Annotated in this window: 24 protein-coding genes, 1 pseudogene and 1 riboswitch; of the genes and pseudogenes, 6 read left to right on the forward strand and 19 right to left on the reverse strand. The window is 68.6% G+C overall.

The window, feature by feature from the left end; genetic code table 11:
- Together ACN675_RS20340 and ACN675_RS20345 are read left to right on the forward strand one after the other, a co-directional pair.
- A pseudogene (locus ACN675_RS20340) lies at window positions 1-960 on the forward strand (hypothetical protein); the annotation flags it as partial.
- 4 nt (window positions 961-964) lie between these two features.
- Entirely contained in the window at window positions 965-2113 is a 1149-nt protein-coding gene (locus tag ACN675_RS20345; protein WP_420752573.1) for a metallophosphoesterase, read from the forward strand.
- Window positions 2114-2149: 36 nt separating this feature from the next.
- Here ACN675_RS20345 and ACN675_RS20350 read toward each other — a convergent pair whose 3' ends face one another.
- From ACN675_RS20350 to ACN675_RS20415, 14 genes are all read right to left on the reverse strand, one after another.
- Entirely contained in the window at window positions 2150-4549 is a 2400-nt protein-coding gene (locus ACN675_RS20350; protein ID WP_420752574.1) for an ATP-binding cassette domain-containing protein, read from the reverse strand.
- 175 nt (window positions 4550-4724) lie between these two features.
- Window positions 4725-5135 (reverse strand): VOC family protein, encoded by a 411-nt coding sequence (locus tag ACN675_RS20355; RefSeq protein WP_420752575.1) that lies wholly within the window; start codon window positions 5133-5135, stop codon window positions 4725-4727.
- Between the two features lie 10 nt (window positions 5136-5145).
- Window positions 5146-5583, reverse strand: a complete 438-nt coding sequence (locus tag ACN675_RS20360) for a helix-turn-helix transcriptional regulator (RefSeq protein WP_420752576.1) — start codon at window positions 5581-5583, stop codon at window positions 5146-5148.
- A 172-nt stretch (window positions 5584-5755) separates the two neighbouring features.
- Window positions 5756-8614, reverse strand: coding sequence for an aminomethyl-transferring glycine dehydrogenase (gene gcvP, locus ACN675_RS20365; RefSeq protein ID WP_420752577.1), 2859 nt, complete (start codon window positions 8612-8614; stop codon window positions 5756-5758).
- Window positions 8615-8784: 170 nt separating this feature from the next.
- Window positions 8785-8878: riboswitch (glycine riboswitch) on the reverse strand.
- Window positions 8879-8964: 86 nt separating this feature from the next.
- On the reverse strand, window positions 8965-9531 hold the full coding sequence (locus tag ACN675_RS20370) for a MerR family transcriptional regulator (RefSeq protein WP_231609861.1): 567 nt from the start codon (window positions 9529-9531) through the stop codon (window positions 8965-8967).
- Between the two features lie 314 nt (window positions 9532-9845).
- A complete protein-coding gene (locus ACN675_RS20375) occupies window positions 9846-10319 on the reverse strand; it encodes a bifunctional nuclease family protein (protein ID WP_420752578.1) in 474 nt (157 codons plus the stop codon).
- Window positions 10320-10463: 144 nt separating this feature from the next.
- A complete protein-coding gene (locus ACN675_RS20380; RefSeq protein ID WP_420752579.1) occupies window positions 10464-11204 on the reverse strand; it encodes a MerR family transcriptional regulator in 741 nt (246 codons plus the stop codon).
- Window positions 11204-11671 (reverse strand): glycogen accumulation regulator GarA, encoded by a 468-nt coding sequence (gene garA, locus ACN675_RS20385; protein WP_197250432.1) that lies wholly within the window; start codon window positions 11669-11671, stop codon window positions 11204-11206. The genes ACN675_RS20380 and garA overlap by 1 nt, the downstream gene beginning before the upstream one ends.
- Window positions 11672-11850: 179 nt before the next feature.
- The gene (gene gcvH / locus ACN675_RS20390) at window positions 11851-12255 is read right to left on the reverse strand and encodes a glycine cleavage system protein GcvH (RefSeq protein WP_197250431.1); all 405 of its coding nucleotides are present in this window, start codon (window positions 12253-12255) and stop codon (window positions 11851-11853) included.
- A 43-nt stretch (window positions 12256-12298) separates the two neighbouring features.
- On the reverse strand, window positions 12299-13036 hold the full coding sequence (locus ACN675_RS20395; protein ID WP_420752580.1) for a DUF881 domain-containing protein: 738 nt from the start codon (window positions 13034-13036) through the stop codon (window positions 12299-12301).
- A gap of 3 nt (window positions 13037-13039) precedes the next feature.
- Window positions 13040-13405, reverse strand: a complete 366-nt coding sequence (locus ACN675_RS20400) for a small basic family protein (RefSeq protein ID WP_197250429.1) — start codon at window positions 13403-13405, stop codon at window positions 13040-13042.
- Entirely contained in the window at window positions 13402-14262 is an 861-nt protein-coding gene (locus ACN675_RS20405) for a DUF881 domain-containing protein (RefSeq protein WP_420752581.1), read from the reverse strand. The genes ACN675_RS20400 and ACN675_RS20405 overlap by 4 nt, the downstream gene beginning before the upstream one ends.
- Window positions 14259-14885 (reverse strand): CDP-alcohol phosphatidyltransferase family protein, encoded by a 627-nt coding sequence (locus ACN675_RS20410; RefSeq protein ID WP_420752582.1) that lies wholly within the window; start codon window positions 14883-14885, stop codon window positions 14259-14261. The genes ACN675_RS20405 and ACN675_RS20410 overlap by 4 nt, the downstream gene beginning before the upstream one ends.
- A gap of 81 nt (window positions 14886-14966) precedes the next feature.
- On the reverse strand, window positions 14967-15584 hold the full coding sequence (locus ACN675_RS20415; RefSeq protein ID WP_420752583.1) for an NUDIX hydrolase: 618 nt from the start codon (window positions 15582-15584) through the stop codon (window positions 14967-14969).
- Window positions 15585-15758: 174 nt separating this feature from the next.
- On the opposite strand from ACN675_RS20415, the gene ACN675_RS20420 reads away from it, so the two are divergent.
- Window positions 15759-16154, forward strand: coding sequence for an MmcQ/YjbR family DNA-binding protein (locus ACN675_RS20420; protein ID WP_420752584.1), 396 nt, complete (start codon window positions 15759-15761; stop codon window positions 16152-16154).
- A gap of 51 nt (window positions 16155-16205) precedes the next feature.
- Here the strand turns inward: ACN675_RS20420 and ubiG are convergent, their stop codons facing one another.
- Entirely contained in the window at window positions 16206-16994 is a 789-nt protein-coding gene (gene ubiG / locus ACN675_RS20425) for a bifunctional 2-polyprenyl-6-hydroxyphenol methylase/3-demethylubiquinol 3-O-methyltransferase UbiG (RefSeq protein WP_420752585.1), read from the reverse strand.
- A 404-nt stretch (window positions 16995-17398) separates the two neighbouring features.
- Between ubiG and ACN675_RS20430 the strand changes: the two genes are divergently transcribed.
- Both ACN675_RS20430 and ACN675_RS20435 read left to right on the forward strand, forming a co-directional pair.
- The gene (locus tag ACN675_RS20430) at window positions 17399-17728 is read left to right on the forward strand and encodes a hypothetical protein (protein ID WP_420752586.1); all 330 of its coding nucleotides are present in this window, start codon (window positions 17399-17401) and stop codon (window positions 17726-17728) included.
- 90 nt (window positions 17729-17818) lie between these two features.
- Complete coding sequence (locus ACN675_RS20435) at window positions 17819-18721, forward strand: SAM-dependent methyltransferase (RefSeq protein ID WP_420752587.1); 903 nt, start codon at window positions 17819-17821, stop codon at window positions 18719-18721.
- On the opposite strand, the gene ACN675_RS20440 is transcribed toward ACN675_RS20435, so the two are convergent.
- Window positions 18621-19667: an SMP-30/gluconolactonase/LRE family protein gene (locus ACN675_RS20440; RefSeq protein WP_420752588.1), complete on the reverse strand. Its 1047-nt coding sequence runs from the start codon at window positions 19665-19667 to the stop codon at window positions 18621-18623. The genes ACN675_RS20435 and ACN675_RS20440 overlap by 101 nt on opposite strands.
- 117 nt (window positions 19668-19784) lie before the next feature.
- Here ACN675_RS20440 and ACN675_RS20445 point away from each other — a divergent pair, with 117 nt between their 5' ends.
- On the forward strand, window positions 19785-20477 hold the full coding sequence (locus ACN675_RS20445) for a Clp protease N-terminal domain-containing protein (protein WP_420752589.1): 693 nt from the start codon (window positions 19785-19787) through the stop codon (window positions 20475-20477).
- 34 nt (window positions 20478-20511) lie between these two features.
- Here the strand turns inward: ACN675_RS20445 and ACN675_RS20450 are convergent, their stop codons facing one another.
- From ACN675_RS20450 to ACN675_RS20460, 3 genes are all read right to left on the reverse strand, one after another.
- Window positions 20512-20928, reverse strand: coding sequence for a VOC family protein (locus tag ACN675_RS20450; RefSeq protein WP_420752590.1), 417 nt, complete (start codon window positions 20926-20928; stop codon window positions 20512-20514).
- Window positions 20929-21012: 84 nt separating this feature from the next.
- Window positions 21013-22209: an NAD(P)/FAD-dependent oxidoreductase gene (locus tag ACN675_RS20455; protein WP_420752591.1), complete on the reverse strand. Its 1197-nt coding sequence runs from the start codon at window positions 22207-22209 to the stop codon at window positions 21013-21015.
- Window positions 22210-22288: 79 nt separating this feature from the next.
- The gene (locus ACN675_RS20460) at window positions 22289-23233 is read right to left on the reverse strand and encodes an RNA polymerase sigma-70 factor (RefSeq protein ID WP_420752592.1); all 945 of its coding nucleotides are present in this window, start codon (window positions 23231-23233) and stop codon (window positions 22289-22291) included.
- Window positions 23234-23325: the final 92 nt, after the last annotated feature.

A 23325-nucleotide genomic window follows, 5' to 3' on the forward strand; every position in this document is an offset into this window, starting at 1 on the left:
GTCGTCGCCACCGCACCCACCGCCACCGGCGACGTGCACGCCGTCCCCGTCGTCGAACAACACCTGTACACGGCGCTGAAGAACCACACCCTCGCCGGCATCACCACCTACCGGCCCGCCGGACCCGCCCCGTCCGCCGACTACCCCGCCGCCATCGTCGACGCCCCCTGGATCAACGAAACCCTCTCCCGCGCAGCCGCCGAATTCGTCGACTACGTCCGGCAACCCGAACAGGCACGCACCCTCGCCGACGCCGGCTTCCGCGTCGACGGACAACCCACCCCCACCGGCGCACCGCTGCCGTTCGAACCACTCGGCCCCGCACTCACCGCCCCCGACGCCGCCACCGTCGACGCCCTCCTGCACACCCGGCTCAACCCGATCGCCACCCGCTCGACCGTCCTCCTGATCGACACCGGCGCATCCGACCCACTCGGCACCGTCACCACCACCCTCGCCGCCGTCCTCGACCGCTCACCCGACACCTCCGACATCGGACTGCGGTTCTCCCCGGACAGCGACGGCACCACCGATCCGGCCGTCGTCGACCTCGGCGCCCTCACCGCCGACCGGCGCGCGGCGCTCACCGCCGCGCTCGCCGATCCCGCCACCGGATCGCCGCTCACCTACGACACCATCACCGCGGCCTACCGCGACGCCACCGACGGGTACCGCCCCGGCCGACCCAACTCGCTGCTGATCGTCACCACCGGAACCGACGACACCGCAACCGACGACACCGCCTACGAGGAACTCCTCGACCTCGTCGCCGAAACCCAGGCCCGCGACCGGGACCTCCGCATCGACATCGTCCTCCTCGACACCACCACGACCGCGAGCACCGCCACCTCCGGCACCGACCTCGAAACCCTCGCCGACGACACCGGCGGCACCTTCGTCACCGTCGACCCGGACAACGGCACCACCCTGTCCGACACCCTCCGAAAGCTGATGTCCTGACACCGTGATCCGGCTACTCGTCGTAGGAACCTTCCTCGCCCTCCTCACCTTCTGGCTGCACCGCCGCTACGTCCGCGCGCCCGAACTGCGCGGGCCCGCCGCCATCGCGGCCACCACCGTCCTCGTCGCCGGAGCCGCCCTCGCCCTCACCGCCTCCCTCGTCGGCACCACCCTCGACCCCGCCTGGGCACGACCCCTCGGCTACCTCGGCTGGACCTGGCTCGCCGTCCTGCTGTACCTGACGCTCTGGGCCGCCGTGATCGGACTGACCCGCCTCGCGAACCGGCTGTCCTGGTCCCTGCGACGCACCGAACGACCCACCGGCCCCTCCCGACGCCGCACCCTGCGCATCGTCACCGCCGTCGCCGCCCTCACCTCGATCACCGCCGTCGCATACGGAACCGTCGAAGCCTCCCACCCCCGCATCGCGCACGTCCGGGTACCGCTCCAGCGCCTGCCCGCCGAATTCGACGGGCTGCGCGTCGCCCTCGTCACCGACCTGCACGTCGGCCCGGCACGCGGCGCGGACTTCACCCGGAAGGTCGTCGACCTCGTTGCCGGCGAGAACCCCGACCTGATCGTGCTCGGCGGCGACCTCAGCGACGGCACCATCGCGCGCGTCGCCACCGACCTCGCACCCCTCCGGGACCTGGACGCACCGCTCGGGGTGTTCGGGGTCAGCGGCAACCACGAGTACTACTCCGACGACGCCCTGTCCTGGCTCGACCACTGGGAAACCCTGGGCGTGCAGACGCTACGCAACGAACACGTCACCCTCACCCGCGGCGCCGACAGCATCGACATCGCCGGGGTGTACGACTGGACGGCCCCCGCCCCCCACGAAGCCGACCTCGCGGCGGCCCTCGACGGCCGCGACCCGAACCGGTTCGTGCTGCTCGCCGCGCACCAGCCCCGCCAGGTGCTCGACGCCGCCGAACTCGGCGTCGACCTGCAACTGTCCGGCCACACTCACGGCGGCCAGATGTGGCCGCTCGGCCTGTTCGTGCCCCTGGCCAACCCGAGCGTCATCGGACTCGACCGGTTCGACGACACCACCCTCTACACCTCGCGCGGCGCCGGCGCGTGGGGGCCACCCGTCCGCGTCGCGACACCCCCCGAGATCACGATCCTCGAACTCGTCACCGAACCCTGATCGAGCCCGGCCGCCGGCGAGCCCAGCTCCCTGCGGTCAGGCCCCGACGTATTGCGCGAGGTGCTCCCCCGTCAGCGTCGAGCGCGCGGCGACCAGATCCACCGGGGTGCCCTCGAAGACGACCCGGCCACCGTCGTGGCCGGCACCGGGTCCGAGATCGACGATCCAGTCGGCGTGCGCCATCACGGCCTGGTGGTGCTCGATGACGATCACCGACTTCCCCGCATCCACCAGCCGGTCCAGCAGCGCCAGCAGATTCTCGACATCGGCCAGATGCAGGCCCGTCGTCGGTTCGTCGAGGATGTACACGTCGCCGCTCTCGCCCATCTGGTCGGCCAGCTTGAGACGTTGCCGTTCGCCGCCGGACAGGGTCGTGAGCGGCTGCCCGATCTTGACGTAGCCGAGCCCCACGTCGGCGAGACGCGCCAGGATCCGGTGCGCCGCCGGGATCTTCGCCTCACCCGACCCGAAGAACTCCTCGGCCTCGTCCACCGACAGGTTCAGGACCTCGTCGATGTCCTTACCGCCGAACCGGTACTCGAGAACCTCGGCCTGGAATCGCTTGCCCTCGCACACCTCGCACGGCGTCGCCACCCCGGCCATCATCGCCAGATCCGAGTACACGACACCCGCACCGTTGCAGTTCGGGCACGCGCCCTCCGAATTCGCGCTGAACAGAGCGGGTTTGACCCCGTTCGCCTTCGCGAACGCCTTGCGGATCGGTTCCAGCAGCCCCGTGTACGTCGCGGGATTGCTGCGCCGCGACCCCTTGATCGCCCCCTGATCGATCGCGACGACACCGTCCCGGCCCGCGACCGACCCGTGGATCAGCGAACTCTTCCCCGACCCCGCCACACCCGTCACGACGACGAGCACCCCCAGAGGAATGTCGACGTCGACGTTCTGCAGATTGTGGGTGTCCGCCCCGCGGATCTCGAGCGCCCCCGACGGCGTCCGCACCGAAGTCTTCAGTGCCGCACGGTCGTCCAGATGCTTACCGGTCAGCGTCCCGCTCGACCGCAGCCCCTCGACGGTGCCCTCGAACACGATCTCGCCGCCCTCGGCCCCGGCGCGCGGGCCGAGGTCGACCACGTGATCGGCGATGGCGATCGCTTCGGGCTTGTGCTCGACGACGAGCACCGTGTTTCCCTTGTCGCGCAACTGCAGCAGCAGTTCGTTCATCCGCGCGATGTCGTGCGGATGCAGACCGATCGTCGGCTCGTCGAACACATAGGTCACGTCGGTGAGCGACGACCCGAGATGCCGGATCAGCTTGGTGCGCTGCGCCTCGCCCCCGGAAAGCGTGCCGGCAGGCCGGTCGAGGCTCAGATAACCGAGTCCGATGTCGACGAACGAATCGAGGGTCTCGCGCAACGATTTCAGCAGCGGAGCCACCGATGGCTCGTCCAGCCCCCGCACCCACTCCGCGAGGTCGCTGATCTGCATCGCGCACGCGTCGGCGATGCTGACTCCGGCGATCTTCGACGACCGGGCCTCGGCGGACAGGCGGGTGCCCTCGCAGTCGGGACACGTCTGGAAGGTGACGGCCCGGTCCACGAACGCCCGGATGTGCGGCTGCATCGCCTCCCGGTCCTTGGACAGGAAGGACTTCTGGATCTTCGGGATCAGGCCCTCGAACGTGATGTTGATGCCGTCGACCTTGACCTTCGTCGGCTCCTTGTACAGCAGATCGTTCAGCTGCTTCTTCGTGAACTTCGAGATCGGCTTGTCGGGGTCGAAGAATCCGCATCCGCGGTAGATCCGGCCGTACCAGCCGTCCATGCTGTACCCGGGAATCGTCAGCGCACCCTCGTTCAGGGACTTGCTGTCGTCGTACAGCGCGGTGAGATCGAAATCGGAGACCTTACCCATGCCCTCGCAGCGCGGGCACATGCCGCCGGTGATGCTGAAACTGCGGCGTTCCTTCACGGTCCGGCCGCCCTTCTCGACCGTCACCGCCCCGGCACCACTGATCGACGCAACGTTGAACGAAAATGCCTGCGGCGAACCGATGTGCGGTTTGCCGAGCCGGCTGAACAGGATGCGCAACAGCGTATTTGCATCGGTCGCCGTACCGACCGTCGAACGCGGATTCGCGCCCATCCGCTCCTGATCGACGATGATCGCGGTGGTCAGGCCCTCGAGCACATCCACGTCCGGACGAGCGAGCGTCGGCATGAATCCCTGCACGAACGCGCTGTACGTTTCGTTGATCATCCGCTGCGACTCGGCGGCGATCGTCGCGAACACCAGTGAACTCTTCCCGGATCCCGACACCCCGGTGAAGACCGTCAGCCGCCGCTTGGGAATCTCGAGATCGACGTTCTTGAGGTTGTTCTCGCGAGCCCCGTGCACCCGGATCAGGTCGTGGCTGTCGGCCGGGTGCCGCCCCCCGGTGGGCGCCGTCCCCGTAGCCGTCTCGGTCGTCGTGCCCATCGCATCTCCCCGCTCTGTTCGCTCTCACCCGGTTCCCCGCCCGGGCAGTATCGCCGATCGGTGTGACAACCCCGGACGGATTCACCCGTCCCGGCGCACGATCCGCGCATTCTCCTTCTGCTGTTTCCATCGGGAGAACACACTCGCGCCGGCGGCTCTGCCGTCCGGGGCCACGTCACCGCACCTCGTTGATGCGGATCATGTTTCCCGCGGGGTCGCGCACCGCGCAGTCCCGGATCCCGTAGGGCTGCTCGATCGGCTCCTGGACGATCTCCGCGCCACCGGCTTCGAGCGCCGCGAAGGTCGCGTCCAGATCGGGTGTCGCCAACGTGAGCATCGCAAACGTGCCCTTGGCCATCATTTCGCTGATCACGCGCCGTTCCTCGTCGGTGATTCCGGGATCCGCGGCGGGCGGATTCAGGACGAGCGACGTGCCGGGCTGGGCGGGATGCCCGAGGGTGATCCAGTACATGTCGTTGTAGCCGACCTCCTTGCGCACCTCGAAACCGAGGAGGTCCCGATAGAACGCGAGGGCGGCGTCACGGTCGTCGTGCGGAAGGAATGCGTTGTGGATGGTGAGGTTCATGGCGACCACGCTAGATTCGGGACGCCGTCGACGCTTCTCGAATCCTGATCGGTCTCGTCACCTGTTTCGTGACGCACGACGGCATCTCGGCGTCCGAGCACGCCTGTGCGCGGTACACGCTCGGAGACACCCCCACGAGCTCGGTGAATCGCGTACTGAACGTCCCGAGGGACGAACACCCGACCTCGAAACACACCTCGGTGACAGTCAGATCGCCCCGCCGCAACAGCGCCATCGCCCGCTCGATCCGACGCGTCATCAGGTAGGTGTACGGCGGTTCGCCGTAAGCCAGGCGGAATTGCCGGCTCAGATGACCCGCCGACATGTGCACATCCCGTGCGAGCTGTTCCACGTCCAGCGGCCGGGCGTACTCCCGATCGATCCGGTCCCGGACCCGGCGCAGCCGTGCGAGATCCCGCAACCGTTCGGAGTCTGCTCGCGTCGCCACGCCCCTATGCTCGCACGTCCGCTCCTGGATGGGTGATTGATGCGGGACGTGAGGTAGTAGGTGTCGTGCTGGGTGAGATGGTGTTCGGGTTTTCTGTTTGTTCCGTCCGGTGCAGAATACTTTACGATCGAAGATCGGAGTGCCGGTATCTCCGGCACCCCGAATCGGACGATCAGTCGGCGTAGGCCTCGAGCGGCGGGCAGGAACACACGAGGTTACGGTCCCCGTGTGCCCCGTCGATGCGCCGGACGGCCGGCCACACTTTCGCACGCGACTTCCCCAGCGGGAACACCGCGATCTCCCGCGTGTACGGGTGGTTCCACTCCCCGACCAGGCATTCCGCCGTGTGCGGAGCACCCCGCAGCGGGTTGTTGTCGACCGGCCACTCCCCTGCCCCGACGCGGTCGATCTCCTTACGGATGGAGATCATCGCGTCGACGAACGCGTCGAGTTCGGCCAGATCCTCGCTCTCGGTCGGCTCCACCATCAGCGTTCCCGCGACCGGGAAACTCATGGTCGGCGCGTGGAACCCGTAGTCGGCCAGCCGCTTCGCCACATCGTCGACGGTGACACCGGTGTCCTTGGTGATCTGGCGCAGATCGAGGATGCACTCGTGCGCGACCATGCCGTTCTCGCCGGTGTACAGCACCGGGAAGTACTCGTCGAGACGGCGGGCGATGTAGTTGGCAGACGCGATGGCCGTCAGCGACGCACGGCGCAAGCCCTTCGCACCCATCAGTTTGATGTACGCCCACGTGATCGGCAGGATCGACGCCGAACCGTAGGGCGCGGCCGACACCGGTCCGGCGCCCCCGAGCTCGGGTGCTTCCGGATGACCCGGAAGGTAGGGCGCGAGGTGCTCGCGGACACCGATCGGTCCCACGCCCGGCCCGCCGCCGCCGTGCGGAATGCAGAACGTCTTGTGCAGGTTCAGATGACTCACGTCGCCGCCGAACTTGCCCGGCCGCGCGAGGCCGACGAGCGCGTTGAGGTTCGCCCCGTCGATGTACACCTGACCGCCCGCGTCGTGAACGGCGCCGCAGATCTCGGCGATCTCGTGCTCGTACACACCGTGGGTCGAGGGGTAGGTGATCATGATCGCGGCCAGGCGCTCGGCATGATCGGCGATCTTCGCGCGCAGATCGTCGAGATCGACGTCTCCGTTCGGACGGCACGCGACGACCTCGACCCGCATCCCGGCCATCACCGCGGAGGCCGCGTTGGTGCCGTGGGCGCTCGACGGGATGAGACAGGTGTCGCGATGGTCGTCGCCGCGGTCGAGGTGGTAGTGCCGGATCGCGAGCAGACCTGCGTACTCGCCCTGACTGCCCGCGTTGGGCTGGAGGCTGACGCGGTCGTAACCGGTGATCGCGGCGAGCCAGCCCTCGAGGTCCGCGATCAGCCGGCGGATACCGGCGGTCTGCTCCGCGGGTGCGAACGGGTGCAGGTCGGCGAACTCCGGCCAGGTGATCGCTTCCATCTCGACGGCAGCGTTGAGCTTCATCGTGCACGAGCCGAGGGGGATCATCGTCCGGTCGAGTGCCAGATCCTTGTCGGAGAGCCGCCGCAGGTACCGCATCATCGCGGTTTCGGTGCGGTACCTGACGAACGATTCGTGCTGCAGGAACACGCTGGTGCGGGCCAATGCCGCCGGGATCGCCGCGCCGTCGCTCCCGGACTGCGCGGTGTCCGGGGCGCCGAAGGCATCGAGCACGGTGCCGATGTGCGCCGTGGTGGTCGCTTCGTCGCAGGAGATGCCGACGTGGTCGTCGTCGACGAGGCGCAGGTTGATGCCCGCTTCGCGAGCGTTCGCGACGATCTGTGCGGCGCGACCGGGAACCCGGGCGAGGACGGTGTCGAAGAACTCGGCGTGCACGATCTCGATACCGGCGGCGCGCAGGGCCGCGGCGAGGGTGTCGGCATGTGCCGCGACCCGGCGTGCGATCGCGGTCAGGCCGTCGGCGCCGTGGTACGAGGCGTACATCGCGGCCAGGACCGCCAGCAGAACCTGCGCGGTGCAGATGTTGCTCGTCGCCTTCTCACGGCGGATGTGCTGTTCCCGGGTCTGCAGTGCCAGCCGGTAGGCCGGATCGCCGTCCGCATCGACGGACAGGCCGACCAGACGACCCGGCAGATTGCGGGTGTGCGCGGCGTTCACGGCGAGGTAGCCGGCGTGCGGGCCACCGAAGCCCATGGGCACACCGAAACGCTGGGTGGTACCGAAGCACGCGTCCGCGCCCTGCTCGCCCGGCGGGGTGATCAACGTCAGGGCCAGCAGGTCTGCGCCCACCGCCACGAGTGCACCGCGGTCGTGTGCGGCGGCGATGATCGGGGCGGCGTCGAACACCCGCCCGGATGCGCCGGGGATCTGGAGGATGACCCCGAAGAAGTCGCCGTCCGGCAGTCCGTCGTCGACGAGGTTCGCGGTGACGATCTCGATGCCGAGCGGCTCGGCGCGGGTGGCGAGGACGGCCGCGGTCTGGGGGAAGAGATCGGAGTCGACGAGCACGCGGGGGCTCTTGGACTTGCGGTTGGCGCGGCGAAGCAGGGTCATCGCTTCGGCGGCGGCGGTGCCCTCGTCGAGCATCGACGAGTTCGCGACCTCCATGCCGGTGAGGTCGGAGACCATCGTCTGGAAGTTGAGCAGAGCCTCGAGCCGGCCCTGGCTGATCTCCGGCTGGTACGGGGTGTACGCCGTGTACCACGCGGGGTTCTCGATGATGTTCCGCAGCAGCACCGGCGGCGTGAGGGTGCCGTAGTAGCCCTGGCCGATCATCGAGGTTGCCACGGTGTTCTGCGCTGCGAGCTCGGTCAGCGCGGCCAGCACCTCGTGTTCGGAGAGCGGCGCGTCCAGCACGTCCAGCCCGTCGGCGATCCCTCCGGTGGCCGGGTCCAGGATCGCGGCGGGCAGTGCCTTCGCCGCGAGGTCTGCGAGTGCGTCGACGCCGACGACGTCGAGGATGCGGCGCAGTGCCGCCTGGTCGGGGCCGACGTGACGGTCGGCGAACGTGGAGGTGACGGCATCTGTCATGTGCGATTCCCGGGTGATCGGAGGTCCACGTCCGCGCACGGTCGCACGGCGTGCTTCCCTCCCCCTCTGTCGCGAGCTCGACGGGCGAGCGCCTGAGAGATTCGGTGACCGGGCGGCCGGTCCCTTTCCCCGTGGGCGGGTGGGTGCTCCCACCGCTTTCCAGAGGCGTCGGAGCCCGCACGGTCCTCGGTACCTGAGAGATTGACGGGGAGGTGCTGCTCCTTCGGTGCCCGGATCGATCCGGAACTCTCCCGTGCGGCGGCGACGCATTCGCGATTCTAGTGCACGGCAATCGCCGCAATCGTGGTCACGGACGCCTTCACGGTGTGATGAACGTCTAAATCCCGGCTCTAGCCGATGCGGCGATTGATGCGGTTGCGGCGACGGGACGCGAGTTCGTCCTCGGGTCGCTGCTCGGCGGCGCCTCCGTCGGCACGCTCGGCCGGGAAGTCCGCGATGCTTCCGGTCAGCTCACGCATCGCACCGCTGACCGCGATGCCGAATACGCCCTGCCCGCCCTGCAGTAAATCGACGACTTCTTCGGGCGACGTACATTCGTACACGGTGGTGCCGTCGGAGAACAGCGTGATCTTCGCCAGGTCCCGCACCCCGCGCTCACGCAGGTGATCGACCGCGACGCGGATGTTCTGGAGCGAGATGCCCGTGTCCAGCAACCGCTTGACGATCTTGAGGACCAGGATGTCCTTGAACGAGTACAGTCGCTGGCTACCGGAGCCGGCTGCGCCACGGATCGACGGCACGACGAGATTCGTTCGAGCCCAGTAGTCGAGCTGGCGGTAGCTTATTCCGGCGATCTGGCATGCGATCGGAACGCGATAACCGACGAGTTCGTCGGGAACCGAGTCGTCCGGGAACAGACCCGGCTGGATGTCGTCCGTTTGTTGCGTCGACGACATCGAGGTCGAGCGGTTCCCTTCGTCGATATCGCCGTGCCCCTGTCCCTGCGGCCGATCTCGCACTGTGTTGACTCCCTCTTACGTGCCCACCCGTCGCCCCGTAACAACGGACGGGCGGATTCCCCCCCACCCATCCGATCGTCGCGTGCTAGTCAAGGCCCGTCGAGCAGATCCGAATTGCGGATTCACTCAGCGTACGCTCTGTCTCGAGCGTAGGGCAGCAACACGCCGACCGGTCGTAAAACCTTCGAGTCGTACCCCGTGCCCCGATCCGTATGGATCGAGGCACGGTAAAGCAGCCGATGACGTCCGATTCAGCCGTCCGTCGCCTTGAAGTCGTCGGGCGACACGGACTCGAGAAATTCCTTGAACTTCTCGACTTCGTCCTCCCGTTCGTCGGGCATGACGAGACCGGCCTCCACCAGTACCGGTTCCTCGACGAAGACCGGCACACCGATGCGCAAGGCTACAGCGACCGCGTCCGAAGGGCGGCACGACACGCGCATGCCACCCTGGAAAACCATGTCGGCGTAGAAGGTTCCCTCCTGCAGATCCACGATCCGGATCTCCTGCAGGACGTGCCCGAATGCTTCCAGAAGGTTCTTGATCAGATCGTGCGTCAGTGGACGCGCCGGTTCGACGCCCTGCTGTTCGAGCGCGATCGCAGTCGCCTCCATCTGCCCGATCCAGATCGGCAGATACCTGTCGCCGTCGGCCTCGCGCAACAGCAGGACCGGCTGGTTCTGCGGCTGTTCGACCCGAATGCCCACTATCCGCATCTCGCTCATGCCGGTGCCTCCATCCCGCTGGCCGTCCGGGGACGAACCCCGCGTGGCAATCCTGCCTGAATTCTAGTGCGATCCGGGAGGCGCGTCAGGTGCCGGCGGTCGTCGGGATTCTCACCCCGATCGCCGCCGGCGTCCACGAACCGTTCAGCGGTCGAGTGCGCCGTGAACCGCTGCCTTCACCAGGCATGTGTGCAGCGTCAACGAAAGCGCCGCCAACTCCCGGACCATCTCCTCGGCTCGCGCCCGCGCTCCGGCGTCGCGCCCCTTGGCGATCGGACCCGCGATCTGCGCGACCAGGCTCGCTTCCCGGTCCGCCGCGAGCTTGAACGCCCGCAGGTGCCGCACTTCGAGCCCGAACTCCGACATGGCCTTGGCGGTTCGGGCGAGCAGCACCGCGTCCCCGTCGAAGAATCCCGCCGCACCCGGCACGATCAGCCCGGCACGAACCAGCTCGGTCAGGAAGCTCACGTCGATCCCGGCGCGCTCACACAGGTCGTCGCGGCTCATCCGAACTTCACGGTCGGTGCGCAGTACCTCGGGCGAGACCTCGCCCGGCGCCACGGCCAACGGCCGTGGACGCTTCGGGCGGGACTCCACTGCGCCCACCGTTGCGGCACCTCGGTCGATCGCCTCGAGCTGTTCCTTGATCACCTTCAGAGGCAGGTACTGATCCCGCTGCGCGGTCAGCACATACCGCAGTCGCTCGCAGTCCTCGATCGAGAAACGTCGATATCCGGAGGGCGTGCGTTCCGGGCTGATGAGCCCCTCGGCCTCGAGAAACCTGATCTTCGAGATCGTCACGTCCGGAAACTCCGGGCGGAGTCGATCGAGAACCGACCCGATCGACATTCCCCCCGGTGCCGTTTGGCGGGCAGCAGCGGTCATCAGCTACCTGCGCCCTGGTTTCCTCGCGGACCGGTGAGGAACACCAGCCGGAACTTTCCGATCTGCACCTCGTCACCGTTCGCCAGCACCGCCGAATCGACAGGCTCGCGGTTGACGTAGGTGCCGTTGAGGCTTCCCACGTCGACGACCTGGAACTCACCCTCGTCCTGACGGAACTCGGCGTGCCGACGGCTGACGGTCACGTCGTCGAGGAAGATGTCGCTGTCCGGGTGCCGTCCCGCGGACGTCGTCGGCTGGTCCAGCAGGAAACGCGATCCCGCGTTGGGTCCACGCTTGACGACAAGCAGTGCCGACCCGGCGGGCAGTCCCTCGACACCCGAGACCGGAGCCTCCGAGGTCGCCGCCCCCGAGCCGGCGGTTTCCAGTTCACTCAGGAAGTCGGCGCGAAACACCGAAGTGGTTTCCGCAGGGGTTTCCTCGTATCCCGCGTTGCCGTTCTCGCTCACCGTTACTCCTTATCCGTTCGACCGATCGGGCAAACCTCCCCGACCGGTCGTTGTTTCGTTCAGCCACGATCACTTTCGACTACGGACCCGCGCCCCCGACAACGGCACACGCCTGACACGACCGTACCCTGAGCCGGCTCCCCGGCGTAGGCGGACGCGGTTGTCGCGCACGGGAACCGTCAGTTTTCGATGAGAGCGCGGTAGGCGTCGGCGTCCAGCGTCTCGCCGAGCGCCGCGTCCAGCTCACCCTCGCTACCGACCTCGACGTCGACGAGCCAGCCTCCGCCGTAGGGCGCCGAGTTCACCAGCTCCGGGTTCGCCTCCAGATCCGTGTTGACCGCAACCACTTTCGCGCTGATCGGCGCGTACACGTCCGAGACGCTCTTCGTCGATTCGACCTCGCCGAAGGATTCGCCGGCGGTCACCTCGGTCCCGGTCTCCGGCAACTGCACGAACACGACGTCGCCGAGCTGCGACTGCGCGTACGCGGTGATGCCGATCCGCGCGGTGGTCGCGCTCGTCCGCTGCACCCACTCGTGTTCCGCCGTGTAACGCAGATCGGCGGGGGTTTCGAACTCACTCACGACAGGGTCCTTTCGGCGACGACATTCGTCACGAACGTCGGATTCAGTTACCGGGCTGAGAGTATTGGCGCGCTTCGACCTGCCGCAAGGCGGACACGTCGACCTGCGGAGACTGTTCGATCACCAATGTTCCTCCGGTCCGCGCGACAGTGTCCACCACGCCGCCGGGGATGTTCAGCGCGGCCGCGAGGGTCGGTCCGTCCCCGATCGCGGTGACCGTGTACGGGGCGACGAGCGGTACGTCGTCGACGACCACGGCACCGCCGGGACCGGTCACCCACGAGTCCACGCCGATCCGGACGGGCGGGCCGCCGGCCCCGGCGATCTGGATGGCTTCCGCCCCGGCCGCGCGCAACTCCTGGATCATGTCGAGGACGACCTCCGAGCCGACGCCGCGTACCGGGTCGGTCACGGTCAGTACGACACCCGGGCCGGTGGCCGGGACCGTGCCGACCTGAATGGACAGCTCCGAGAGCCGCGCGCGGGCCTCGTCGAGAGCGGCCTCCGAGCCGTTCTGTTCCAGGCTGGTCAGCGTCGATTCGAGCGCGGTGATCTCCTGGCGCAGCGCGGCCTCGGTCCGGTTCAGGTTGTCGAGCAGGACGAGCAGGTCGGCCGGGCGGGCCGAGTCGAGGGCATCACCGGACTCGGTGTTGCGGACCTGGGTGGCGATCGCGACGCCGAGCAGCACGATCAGCAGCCCGGCCAGGGCCGGAAAGAGCAGGCGGCCGCGGCGCGGGGCCGGTTCCGGTGGGTCGTGCAATTCGTGTCGTCCTTCGGCCACGGGTCACGCTCCGAACAGGCGGCGGCGCAGCGCGGATGCGTTGCCGAAGATGCGGATGCCGAGGACGACAATGACGGCGGTCGACAGCTGGGTCCCGACGCCGAGTTGGTCGCCGAGCCACACGATCAGGGCCGCGACGAGCACGTTGAACACGAAGGACACGACGAAGGTCTGGGCGTCGAAGATGTCGTCGAGGTACGCGCGCAGGCCGCCGAACACGGTGTCCAGGGCGGCGACGACCGCGATCGGCAGGTAGGGCTGGATCACGTCGGGTACCTGTGGGCTGAAGATCACCCCCGCGGCGATGCCGATCGCGAGGGCCAGTACCGCGTAGAGCGCGTGGCCGTGCCTGAGCCCGTTCTGTTTCAACGATCTCCCTCCAGTGCAGATTCGATGTCGCGCACGGCCGCGGCCGGCATGGTGACGTCGTCGGCTTCGGCGACGGTGAAACCTACCCCGTACAGCTGCTGGACACCGGACATCCGCAGGTAGGCGTCGCTGACGACGAACGAGGTCTGCAGGCGGCTCGGTGATCCGATGGCCGACACGACGTACGGGGAGAACACCGGCCGGTTGTCGACCAGCATGGCTCCGCCCGCCTGCCGGACGGTGACTCCGGGGCCGATGCGCACGTCGTTGAGCGCGACGGCTTCGGCGCCACCGGCCCACAGGGCGTTGATCACCGCTTGCAGGTCGCGGTCGAGCAGGACGGCGGTGCGGGGGTTGCCGCGCTGCCCGGAATCCGACAGGTTCGGTTTCGCCGCCGGGTCGCTGAGCGTGACGGTCACGCCGGGACCGTGTACCTCGGTGGCTGCGGCGGCGTCCTCGGTGTGCCGGAGCGCGTCGAGGATGTCGGTGCCGGCACCGTTGTCGGTGAACAGTTCCTCGCGGCGCCGGTCGACGTCGGCGGTGAGGTCGTCTCGGGTCGCTGTGAGGGTCTCGACGCGTTCGGAGGCTGCGCGGACGCCGGCGAGGATCTCCGCCTGTGTCCGGTCGGAACCGGGCCCGGGTTCGGTGGTGTTCGAGTAGGCGATGCCGATGGTGAGGCCGGTGAGGAGGGCACCGACGGTCAGCCAGGCGAGGACGCCCTTGCGGGCGGGCCGGGTGTGTTTCGTGGTGCGGTTCTCGGCGGCCGCCGCGTATCCGGGATCGAGGTGGTCCTCGAGCAGTGCGGTGAGCAACGACGGTGTCGGGTTCCGGCGGATCTGTTCCCAGTGCTGGTTCATCGGGGTTCCCGGTGTCCGCCGATCGGTGGTGTCACGCGCGCGGTTTCGACGGCGCGATACAGGTAGAGGACGCCGGTCCAGACGTACAGGACCGTTCCCCAGATCAGCGCGGCCCAGCCGAGCGGCTCGGCGATGTCGGCGGTGGTGGGGACGGCAAGCGCGAGGAGCAGCAGCGGCAGCGCGCACATCAGCAGGAAAGTCGCGCCTTTGCCGAGGTAGAGGACGTCGGGCGGGGGCAGGCCGCGCCTGCGGTACACGGCGAGGGTCGGGGCGAGGACCAGTTCGCGTCCGATGAGGATCGCGGCGATCCACCACGGGAGGATGTCCCGGGCGACCAGCGCGACGAGTGTGGTGACGATGTAGAGGCGGTCGACGAGCGGGTCGAGCAGGGCGCCGAGCCTCGAGGTCTGGTCGAGCAGACGGGCGAGTTTGCCGTCGGCCCAGTCGGTGGCGCCGCTGAGGACCAGCACGGCCAGTGCCCACCCGTCGGCGTGCGGGACGAGCATCAGCCAGAGGAACAGCGGAATGCCGATGAGTCGGACGAAGCTGAGCAGATTGGGGACGGTGAGGATGCGATCGGACGCGACCGGTGCGGAGCCGGCGGTCGTCGCGGCGTCGTTCATCGTCGAACCTGCCTCGTGTTCGTGGTGACGGTCGGGTTCCGACAGCCTTCCATAGTCACGTTTCGGGTCCGGTCCGGTGGGTCAGCGCCAGGCGAAGACCGGCTGTTCCAGATCGTCGATGCGGGTGTGCCGGCCGTGTAGAGCGACCTCCCGGAACTGGTACACGACGGCGGCGGTTGGTGCGTGGACCAGGTGACCGCGGAACGGCCACTGGATGACGGGCTTGTCGGATTCGGGGATGGGTACGAACCGGGGTTCGCTGTCGATCTCGGTGGCGGTGACGGCGAAGAGCTCGGCGACCTCGTCGGGGCTGGGCTGCAGGTCGGTGACGGGGACGTCGGACCACACGACGAACGGGGACATGACGTAACCGGATCGGGTGACGTAGTCGTCGAGGCGGCCGACGATCTGGGTGTGGTCGGCCCGCAGCCCGAGTTCTTCGTGCAGTTCGCGCAGGGCCGCTTCTTCCGGTGTTTCGCCGGGGTCGAGGCGTCCACCCGGTAGTGCGAACTGTCCGGGGTGGGCGCGCAGTCGCGTCGGCCGGCGGGTGAGGGGCATGACGCCGTTGCCTGCGCCGTCGTCCAGGATGGCGATGACCACTGCGGCGTGGCGCCGGCCGTCGAGTGGGAGGCGTCGCGATTCGAACGCGGCGAAGGTCTCGGCGAGGGCGTTGCGAGCGAGGGGTTCGGGCACCGGCATGTCCTCGACAGTACGACGTCGGTACGCGATTCGGAGGTATCCGCCGTCGTGGCGGGGTTGGGGTTTCGGTGAACCCGGCCGACGGGGCAGTTCGGAATATTTTGCAGTTCCGTGCGGTCCGAAATTCTTCCCGTCGGCCCGGAAGACACGCCGTCACGCGGGTACGCTGCCCGCATGCCGCATCCGATCATGTTCGACGATGCCGATCCCCTGCTGGCGCGCATCCGGTCGCTCGCCCTCGCGTTTCCGGGTGCCGGCGAGAGGATCTCGCACGGACGCCCGTTCTTCCACACGAAGACGGCGTTCGCGGTCTACGGCGGCTCCGACAAGCCGAGCGGCACGCCCTTTCCCCGGTCGGTGATCATCAAGCCGGAACCCGAGGAGCGCCTCGCACTGCTCGAGGAACCGCACACCTACCTGCCCGCCTACTTCGGGCCCTCGGGTTGGGTGGGCTACGACCTCGACCGGGACGACGTGGACTGGGACGAGATCGGGGAACTGCTGGACATGTCGTTCCGGGTGACCGCCCCGGCATCGCTGATCCGCCGACTGGACGCATCCTCACGGTGAGGGCACGCATCTTCACAGTGAGACCGGGACTCGCCCCGCTCCCTCCCCCGGTCAGCCGCGCGCCTCGGTCTTCACGGCGTACCCCATGTAGTTGGCGCCGGTGTAGGGCACGCGCCCGAAGTTGAGTCGGCGGCTGAACTCGCCGTAGGTGATGCGTCCCTGCCGCGCGCGGTGCATGTCGACGACGCGACGGGGGTCGAGGGTGCGCAGCCCGAGTCCGGTGAGTTCGGCCGGGCGCAGTCCGTGGCGCTCGAGCGCTGCGGTCAGTTCGGTGGGGGTGATGAACATGGACCAGTCGTGGATGGGGGTGTCGAACATCCGGGTCCACCGCCATTCCTGCATGATCTTGATGACCACGAGTTTACCGAGCCACGTGCGGTTGATGGTGTCGAAGAAGTACAGACCGCCGGGCGCGAGCGCGCGTGCGGTTTCGGCGAGGACGGCGTCGAGGTCGTCGACGTGTTCGAGGACGTCGCAGCAGTAGGCGAGGTCGAACGATGCGTCGGGCACGGGCAGGCGTTCGCCCACTCCCCTGCGATAGTCGATGGTGAGGCCGCTCGCGGCGGCGTGCCGCTGTGCGGTCTCGAGCGACACCGTGGACGGGTCGACGCCGACGACGGCGCAGCCGGCTTTCGCGAAGCGTTCGGCGAGGAATCCCCCGCCGCTTCCGATGTCGAGGGCCCGCAGTCCGTCGAGTCTGGCGTATCCGCGTTCGCGCAGGACGCTGCGGAAGTAGTCGTACCGCGCCGGGGTGAGGCTGCCCTGCAGCAGGTTGAGCGGGTTGGATTCGTCCCACCAACCCACACCGATCCGGTCGTAGACGTCGTTGTCGATCGGCACGGTGGTCACCGTCCTGCGCTCGAGGGGCGATGTCTTCCACGGTCCCCGTCCGGGACCGTCCCGTCCAGGTTGCCGGATCGGACCGCGCCGCGTGGTCGTTGTGTCGATGTCGGGTGGGGGGAACCTTGTCGACCCGGGAAATTCGGCTAATTCTTGTGTTCCGTATGCTCCGAAATTCAACCAACCCGCCACGAGTGCACCCCGAGTGGATTTTGTAGGCCGACAGCGGGAATGCCCATCGCTCTCGGCCTGTTGTGGATACAAGTTGCAACTCTCGAAATCGGATCGATGGTCGATCCGGCCGGCCCGCAGTTCGCGGGCCCGGCCGCACCGTTTCGGTCACGGCCGCCTGCACGGGTCCTCGCCGCGCGAGTCCATGGCCGAGTGCAGATCGGAGTTTCACCATGGAATCGACACCCACTACACATTCACGTCGCATTCTTCGCTGGGCCGCCGTCGCCACCATGTCGGTGGCACTTCCCCTCGGCCTCGCCGCAACGCCCGCTGTCGCCACCGCAGCCCCGGACAGGACGATCGAGACCGTGTGGCAGGACTGCGACTGCGACCCCAGTGACCCCTGCCTGTGGGAGCAGAACCCCGGACAGTTGAATCTGGGCGACTGCGACCGCGACGACGAAGACAGGGAACGGCAGCGCCGGCACGAGCACGAGCAGGGGCAGTTGCACCGCGACTCCGACATGTCACTGCGGGTCCCGCGGTTCGACACCTTCTGAACCGGCGCCGCGCGCAGCCTTGCCCGGACGAGGGGTCGACGAAAAGGAGTCCGGGCGCGACCGGCCTACCCGGACCGAGGGGTGATACCGATGCGAGAAGACGGGGACACCTGGGACATCGTGAGCAGCGTGGGCCGCACAGCCCTCGCGGTGGCGACCTTCCGGGCGCTCGAATCCGAACGTCCCGACGCTTTGATCTCCGATCCGTTCGCCCGCTGGTTCGTCGAGGCTGCGAACGATCCTCAGTTCGTCGCGTTGCTGAGCGACAGTTCCGCGCTGGAGAAGCTTCCGTTCTTCTTCCCGCGGTTCATGGGTTTACGCACGAAGTTCTTCGACGACTTCTTCACGACGGCGACCGCGGACGGGGTGCGGCAGGTGGTCATCGTGGCCGCCGGACTCGACGACCGCGCCTACCGCCTCACGTGGCCACCCGGGACGGTCGTGTTCGAGATCGACCGGGCGAGGGTGCTCGAGTTCAAGTCCGGCGTGCTCGATTCACACGGCACGCCACCGACCTCGGATCGAAGGCCGGTCGCGGTCGATCTCCGCGACGACTGGCCTGCCACCCTCACCGAGGCCGGCTTCGTCCGGGAGCACCCGACCGCATGGTCGGCCGAGGGGTTGCTGCCGTATCTGCCGGGGCCCGCGCACGACGCTCTCTTCGAGCGCATCGATGCGCTGTCCACCGGCGGCAGCAGGCTCGCGCTCGACGGATTCGGCACGAGCCACGGTTTCGCGCGGTTCGCCGCCGTGCGCGAGAAGTACTTCGGAGGCAAGTCGTTCTTCGGCAACTTCGACGTGACCCACCTGTTCTACGACGATGCCCGGGTCGATCCGGCAGGCTGGCTCGGCGAGCACGCGTGGGACGTGCGGACGTCGAGCATCGCGGAACTCATTGCGGCCTATCACCTCCGGTTGCCGCCGCTCCCGGACGAGCTGTCCGAGCTGACCAGGACGGAGGCCTACCTGACGGCTGCGAAGAACACCGGTTGACTCGCTCTCCCCCGGCGACCCCGGTGACCATGTGGAAATCGACGTCGTCGGCCTGTAGGTCGTGCAGGATGCGCCCGTCCTCCCCCACGCACCACACCCAGGTGGTGCGGCCGGGCATGGTCAGCAGCCGGGTCGGCAAGCGCCAGAGCAGCTTCCGCAGCCACGGCGGGGTGGTCCCGAGACGGTCCAGCAGCCGATTCCGGGGCGTGACCATCGCGATCCACAGCCGGCCGCCACGCGCCCGGGAGGCGTTGTCCGGCATGCCCGGCAGGTTGTCGAGGAGAACTTCGGGCACGTGCGGGGCCTCGACCGGGACGCGAGTGAGGCGATATCCGTCGGTCTCGACGAACAGCACCGCGGTTTCGTCCTCGGTGAGGGTGATGCCGTTCGGGAAGTGCAGGCCGTCGAGCACGACGTGGAGGGTGCCGTCGGGGTCGCGGCGCAGCACCCGGCCACTGCCGCGGTGCTCGAGCACGGCGCCGACGTAGCGGTCGAGATCGTGGCGGGTGCTCGACTGCGTGAACCAGATGGTGCCGTCGCGGGCGGCGGTGGCATTCGAGCAGAAACGCAGGGGTTCGCCGCCGACGGAGTCCACGACTGTGGTGAGAGCGCCGGTCTCGGGTTCGAGCCGGAGCAGGCCGCGGTAGGCGTCGCAGACCAGCACGGTGCCGTCGGCGCAGACCTCGAGGCCGAGCGGCCGGGAGCCGGTGGTCGCCAGGGTTTCCTCGGCGCCGGTCGCGGGGTCGATGCGCAGGATGCGCCCGTCGTCGGCGCCGCACAGCAGCCGACCCTGCGCGTCGACGACGACGTCCTCGGGCGCGTGTCCGCTCAACGGAAGCAGCCGGTGCCGCGGGAAGGGCTCGGGACCGGTGCGTCGCGCCGCGCGCGGCGGGGGTGGCGGGAGGCGACGGACGACGGGATCGAGGGGCGGTTTTCGGTGGGCCACTTGACGATTGTGCCGCGCGCGGGGCGAATCCGGTCGGGTTGGGCCCGATCGCTGCGGCGATCGAGTTGGCGTCAAGGACGCCTTGACGGGACTCTGCCGTCAATCTACCGTTGACGTATGACGACACCTCGACTGGACGACCTCATCGACGGCATCCGCACCGGCTACCCGGATCAACCCCTGGATCAACTCACCGCCGCCGTGCTCGCAGCGGAACACATGAGCGAGATCGCCGACCATCTGATCGGCCACTTCGTCGACCAGGCCCGCCGCAGCGGCGCCTCCTGGACCGAGATCGGACGCTGCATGGGCGTGACCAAGCAGGCCGCCCAGCAGCGCTTCACCCCCAAGGCCGATGCGAACATGTTCGCCCGGTTCACGCCGCGCGCCCGCACCGCGATCGTGCGGTCCCAGGAGGAGGCGCGCGCCGCACACCTGACGGAGATCGGCGCCGCGCACCTGCTGCTCGGCCTGACCACGGACCCCGACAGCCTCGCGATGCGCGCCCTCGCCGAGCAGGGCGCCGACGCCGCGGCGATCAGATCCGCCGCCGAGGCGACGGTGCCCGCCGGCGATCCCGACACCGAATCCCCCACCCTGATCCCCTACGACGGGGCATCGAAGAAGATTCTCGAACTCACCGTGCGGGAGGCGCTGCGCCTGGGCCACAACTACGTCGGCACCGAGCATCTGCTGCTCGCACTGCTCGCTCCCGAGAGCCCGACCTCCGAACTGCTCGGTGGCCTCGGGATCACCACCGAGGCCACCGAGTCGTATGTGATCGCCGCGCTCGCGGAACTCGAGAAATAACGCTCGCGCTACTGCCCGTGAGGTAGCGCTCGCGCTATTGGGAGTTCCCGGCGATGTTCACCATCCACGGAATCCCGAACCGGTCCGTGCACATGCCGAAGGTGTCCCCCCACGGCGCCTTGGCCAGGGGCATCGCGACGGTGCCGCCCTCGGACAACTTGTCCCAGTAGCCGCGCAGTTCGGCCTCGTCGTCTCCGCTGAGGGAGATCGAGAAGTTGCTCCCCTCTTTCAGTTCCATCGCGTTCGGGGTGTCGGCCCCCATCAGCACCAGGCCGTTGGGGGCGACCAGCTGTGCGTGCATCACCTTGTCCTGCTCCTCCGGCAGGTCGCTGGCGTGGAAGTCGCCGAACGTGCTCACGGTCAGTTCTCCCCCGAAGACATCTCGGTAGAACTCCATTGCCTGCCTGGCGTTGTCACGGAAGCTGAGATACGGATTGAGCTGGGTACCCATCGAACGACCTCCTGATCGACGTGCGTCGGTTCGTGACGTCACCCGATTGTTCTCGCCGTCACCGGCTCGCGGGCGGTAATCCCCTCAGCCGGCGGCAACCTCGGCGGTCGCGCGCGCAGGAACGAGGCGACGGTGGCGCGGCAGCACGAGCGGGTGCGCCACGCTCCAGGCGGCGCCCGCGCACACGAACTCCTTGATCCAGGCCCCGGCCCGGCCGGTGACGGCGGTGGACGTCGCCCGGTCGTCCGGGGTCACCCGCTGGATGATTCCGTCGCGCCGGCCCAGGCTGATGCACTGCACGGTGTAGCCGATGGTGGTTTCGGGGACCGTGCGGCCGGTCAGGCGGGCGGCGAGTGCGTCCGCGGCCGCCCAGGCCATCGGGATTCCCGATGCGCAGGACATGCGCAGGGGCTTGCCCCCGGCACCCTCCGCGAGCGCTGCGTCACCGATGGCGTACACGTCCGGATGCGACACCGAGCGCATCGTGCGGTCCACCACGATCCGGCCCGTGTCGGAGACCGTCAGGGTGGTGGCGGCGGCGAGCGGGTGAACCGCGAATCCCGCCGTCCACACCGTCACGTCGGCCGGGATCGTGTCGTCTGCCGCGGAATCCGCTGTGCGGACGGCGACTTCGTGGGCGTCGACGCGGGTGACGTCGGTGTGCTCGTGGACGGTGACGCCGAGCCGGCCGAGGGCCGCGCGCAGGTGGCGTTGCGCCTTGTCGCTCAGCCAGCCTCCGACACGCTCGCGGGCGACGAGCGCCACGCCGAGGTCGCGGTGGGATTCGGCGATCTCGGTGGCGGTTTCGATGGCGGTCAGGCCGCCGCCGACGACGAGGACCCGCGCACCGGGGTGCAGGTCGGCGAGCCGTGCGCGCAGGCGCAGTGCCGCCCCCTTGCCCGCGACGTTGTCGGAGTGCTCGGCGGCGCCGGGCACGCCGTGATCGGCGACCGCGCTTCCGAGGGCGTAGACGAGGCTGTCGTAGGCGAGGGTCGTGGCTCCGTCGGGGCCGGTCAGGTCGACGGTGCGGCGGTCCACGTCGAGGGCGGTGACGCGCGCGGTCAGGACGCGGACGCCGTGGCGCCCGACGATGTCGCCGAGTACTCGCCGCGGCAGGTCCTGCCCGCTGGCGAGCTGGTGCATGCGCACGCGTTCGACGAAGTCGGGGTCGGCGTTGACCAGGGTGATGTCGACGTCGTCGTGGTCGAGCCGCCGGGCGAGGCGGCCGGCGGCGTTGGCTCCGGCGTATCCGGCTCCGAGGACGACGATGCGGTGCTTCATGACGTGCTCCTTCCGAAGTGGTTCACTGCCTGAACCGGATAGGGGCACGATCCCTGACAGGACCGGAATGTGATCTGCATCACCAATGAGCGATGAGTGGTTCGTGCGGGCCGGTCTCCGCCCACCTCCGGCTGATCCGGTCGAGCTTGTCGGGATTGACCTGGATGGTCAGGCCGGCGACCTGCCCGTCGGTCACGTCGAGACAGAAGACCCCGACCACGCGGCCGTCCACCTCGACGAGCACGGCGGGCCCGCCGTTGACGACGGCTGCGTACACCGCCGGGCTGCCGCCGATGACGGCTCGTTTGGCCTCGGTCGGGTGGAACAGCCCGCGCAGGTACTTCGCGATCGCGAGCGCACCGCTGACCGGGCCGCGACGGGCCGGGACCCGCCCGCCACCGTCGGCGACGCTGACGGCGTCGCCGGTGAGCATCGCGACCAGCGGCTGGGTGTCGCCGCTCACGGCCGCGGCGACGAACTGTTCGGTGATCTTCGAGGCGGCGGCCGCGTCCACGTCGGCGCGGACCCGGTCGGCGGCGATGTGCTGCCGGGCGCGGCGATGGATCTGCTGGCAGTTCGATTCGGTGAGCCCGAGGATGCCGGCGATCTCGCGGTGCGGGAAGCCGAACGCCTCGCGCAGCACGTACACGACGCGTTCGTTCGGGGACAGCCGTTCGAGCAGCGTGAGCATCGCCATGGACACGGTGTCCTTCTGCTCGGTGCTGTCGGCGGGGCCGAGCATCCGGTCGCCGGCGAGCAGCGGTTCCGGAAGCCACTGTCCGACATAGGTTTCCCGCCGGACCCGCGCGGAGGTGAGCTGGTTGAGGCAGATGTTGGTGAGCACCTTCGTCAGCCAGGCCTCGGGGCTCTCGATGCGGTCGTGGTCGGCGGCGTGCCAACGCAGATAGGTGTCCTGGACCGCGTCCTCGGCGTCACCGGCCGATCCCAGCAGCCGGTAGGCGATCGCCTCCAGCCGGCCCCGGGAATGCTCGAACACTTCGGCATCGCTGCCTACGGTCGACATCACCCCATGATCGACGAGGCCGGGTGCGACGTCCAGCGGTCGCGCTTCTGTCCCCCGCCTTTTCCGAGCGAACGGTACATTCAGTCGACCCA

It is taken from the genome of Rhodococcus sp. O3, assembly GCF_048897285.1.
In the GTDB taxonomy this organism is placed as follows: Bacteria; Actinomycetota; Actinomycetes; order Mycobacteriales; family Mycobacteriaceae; genus Rhodococcus.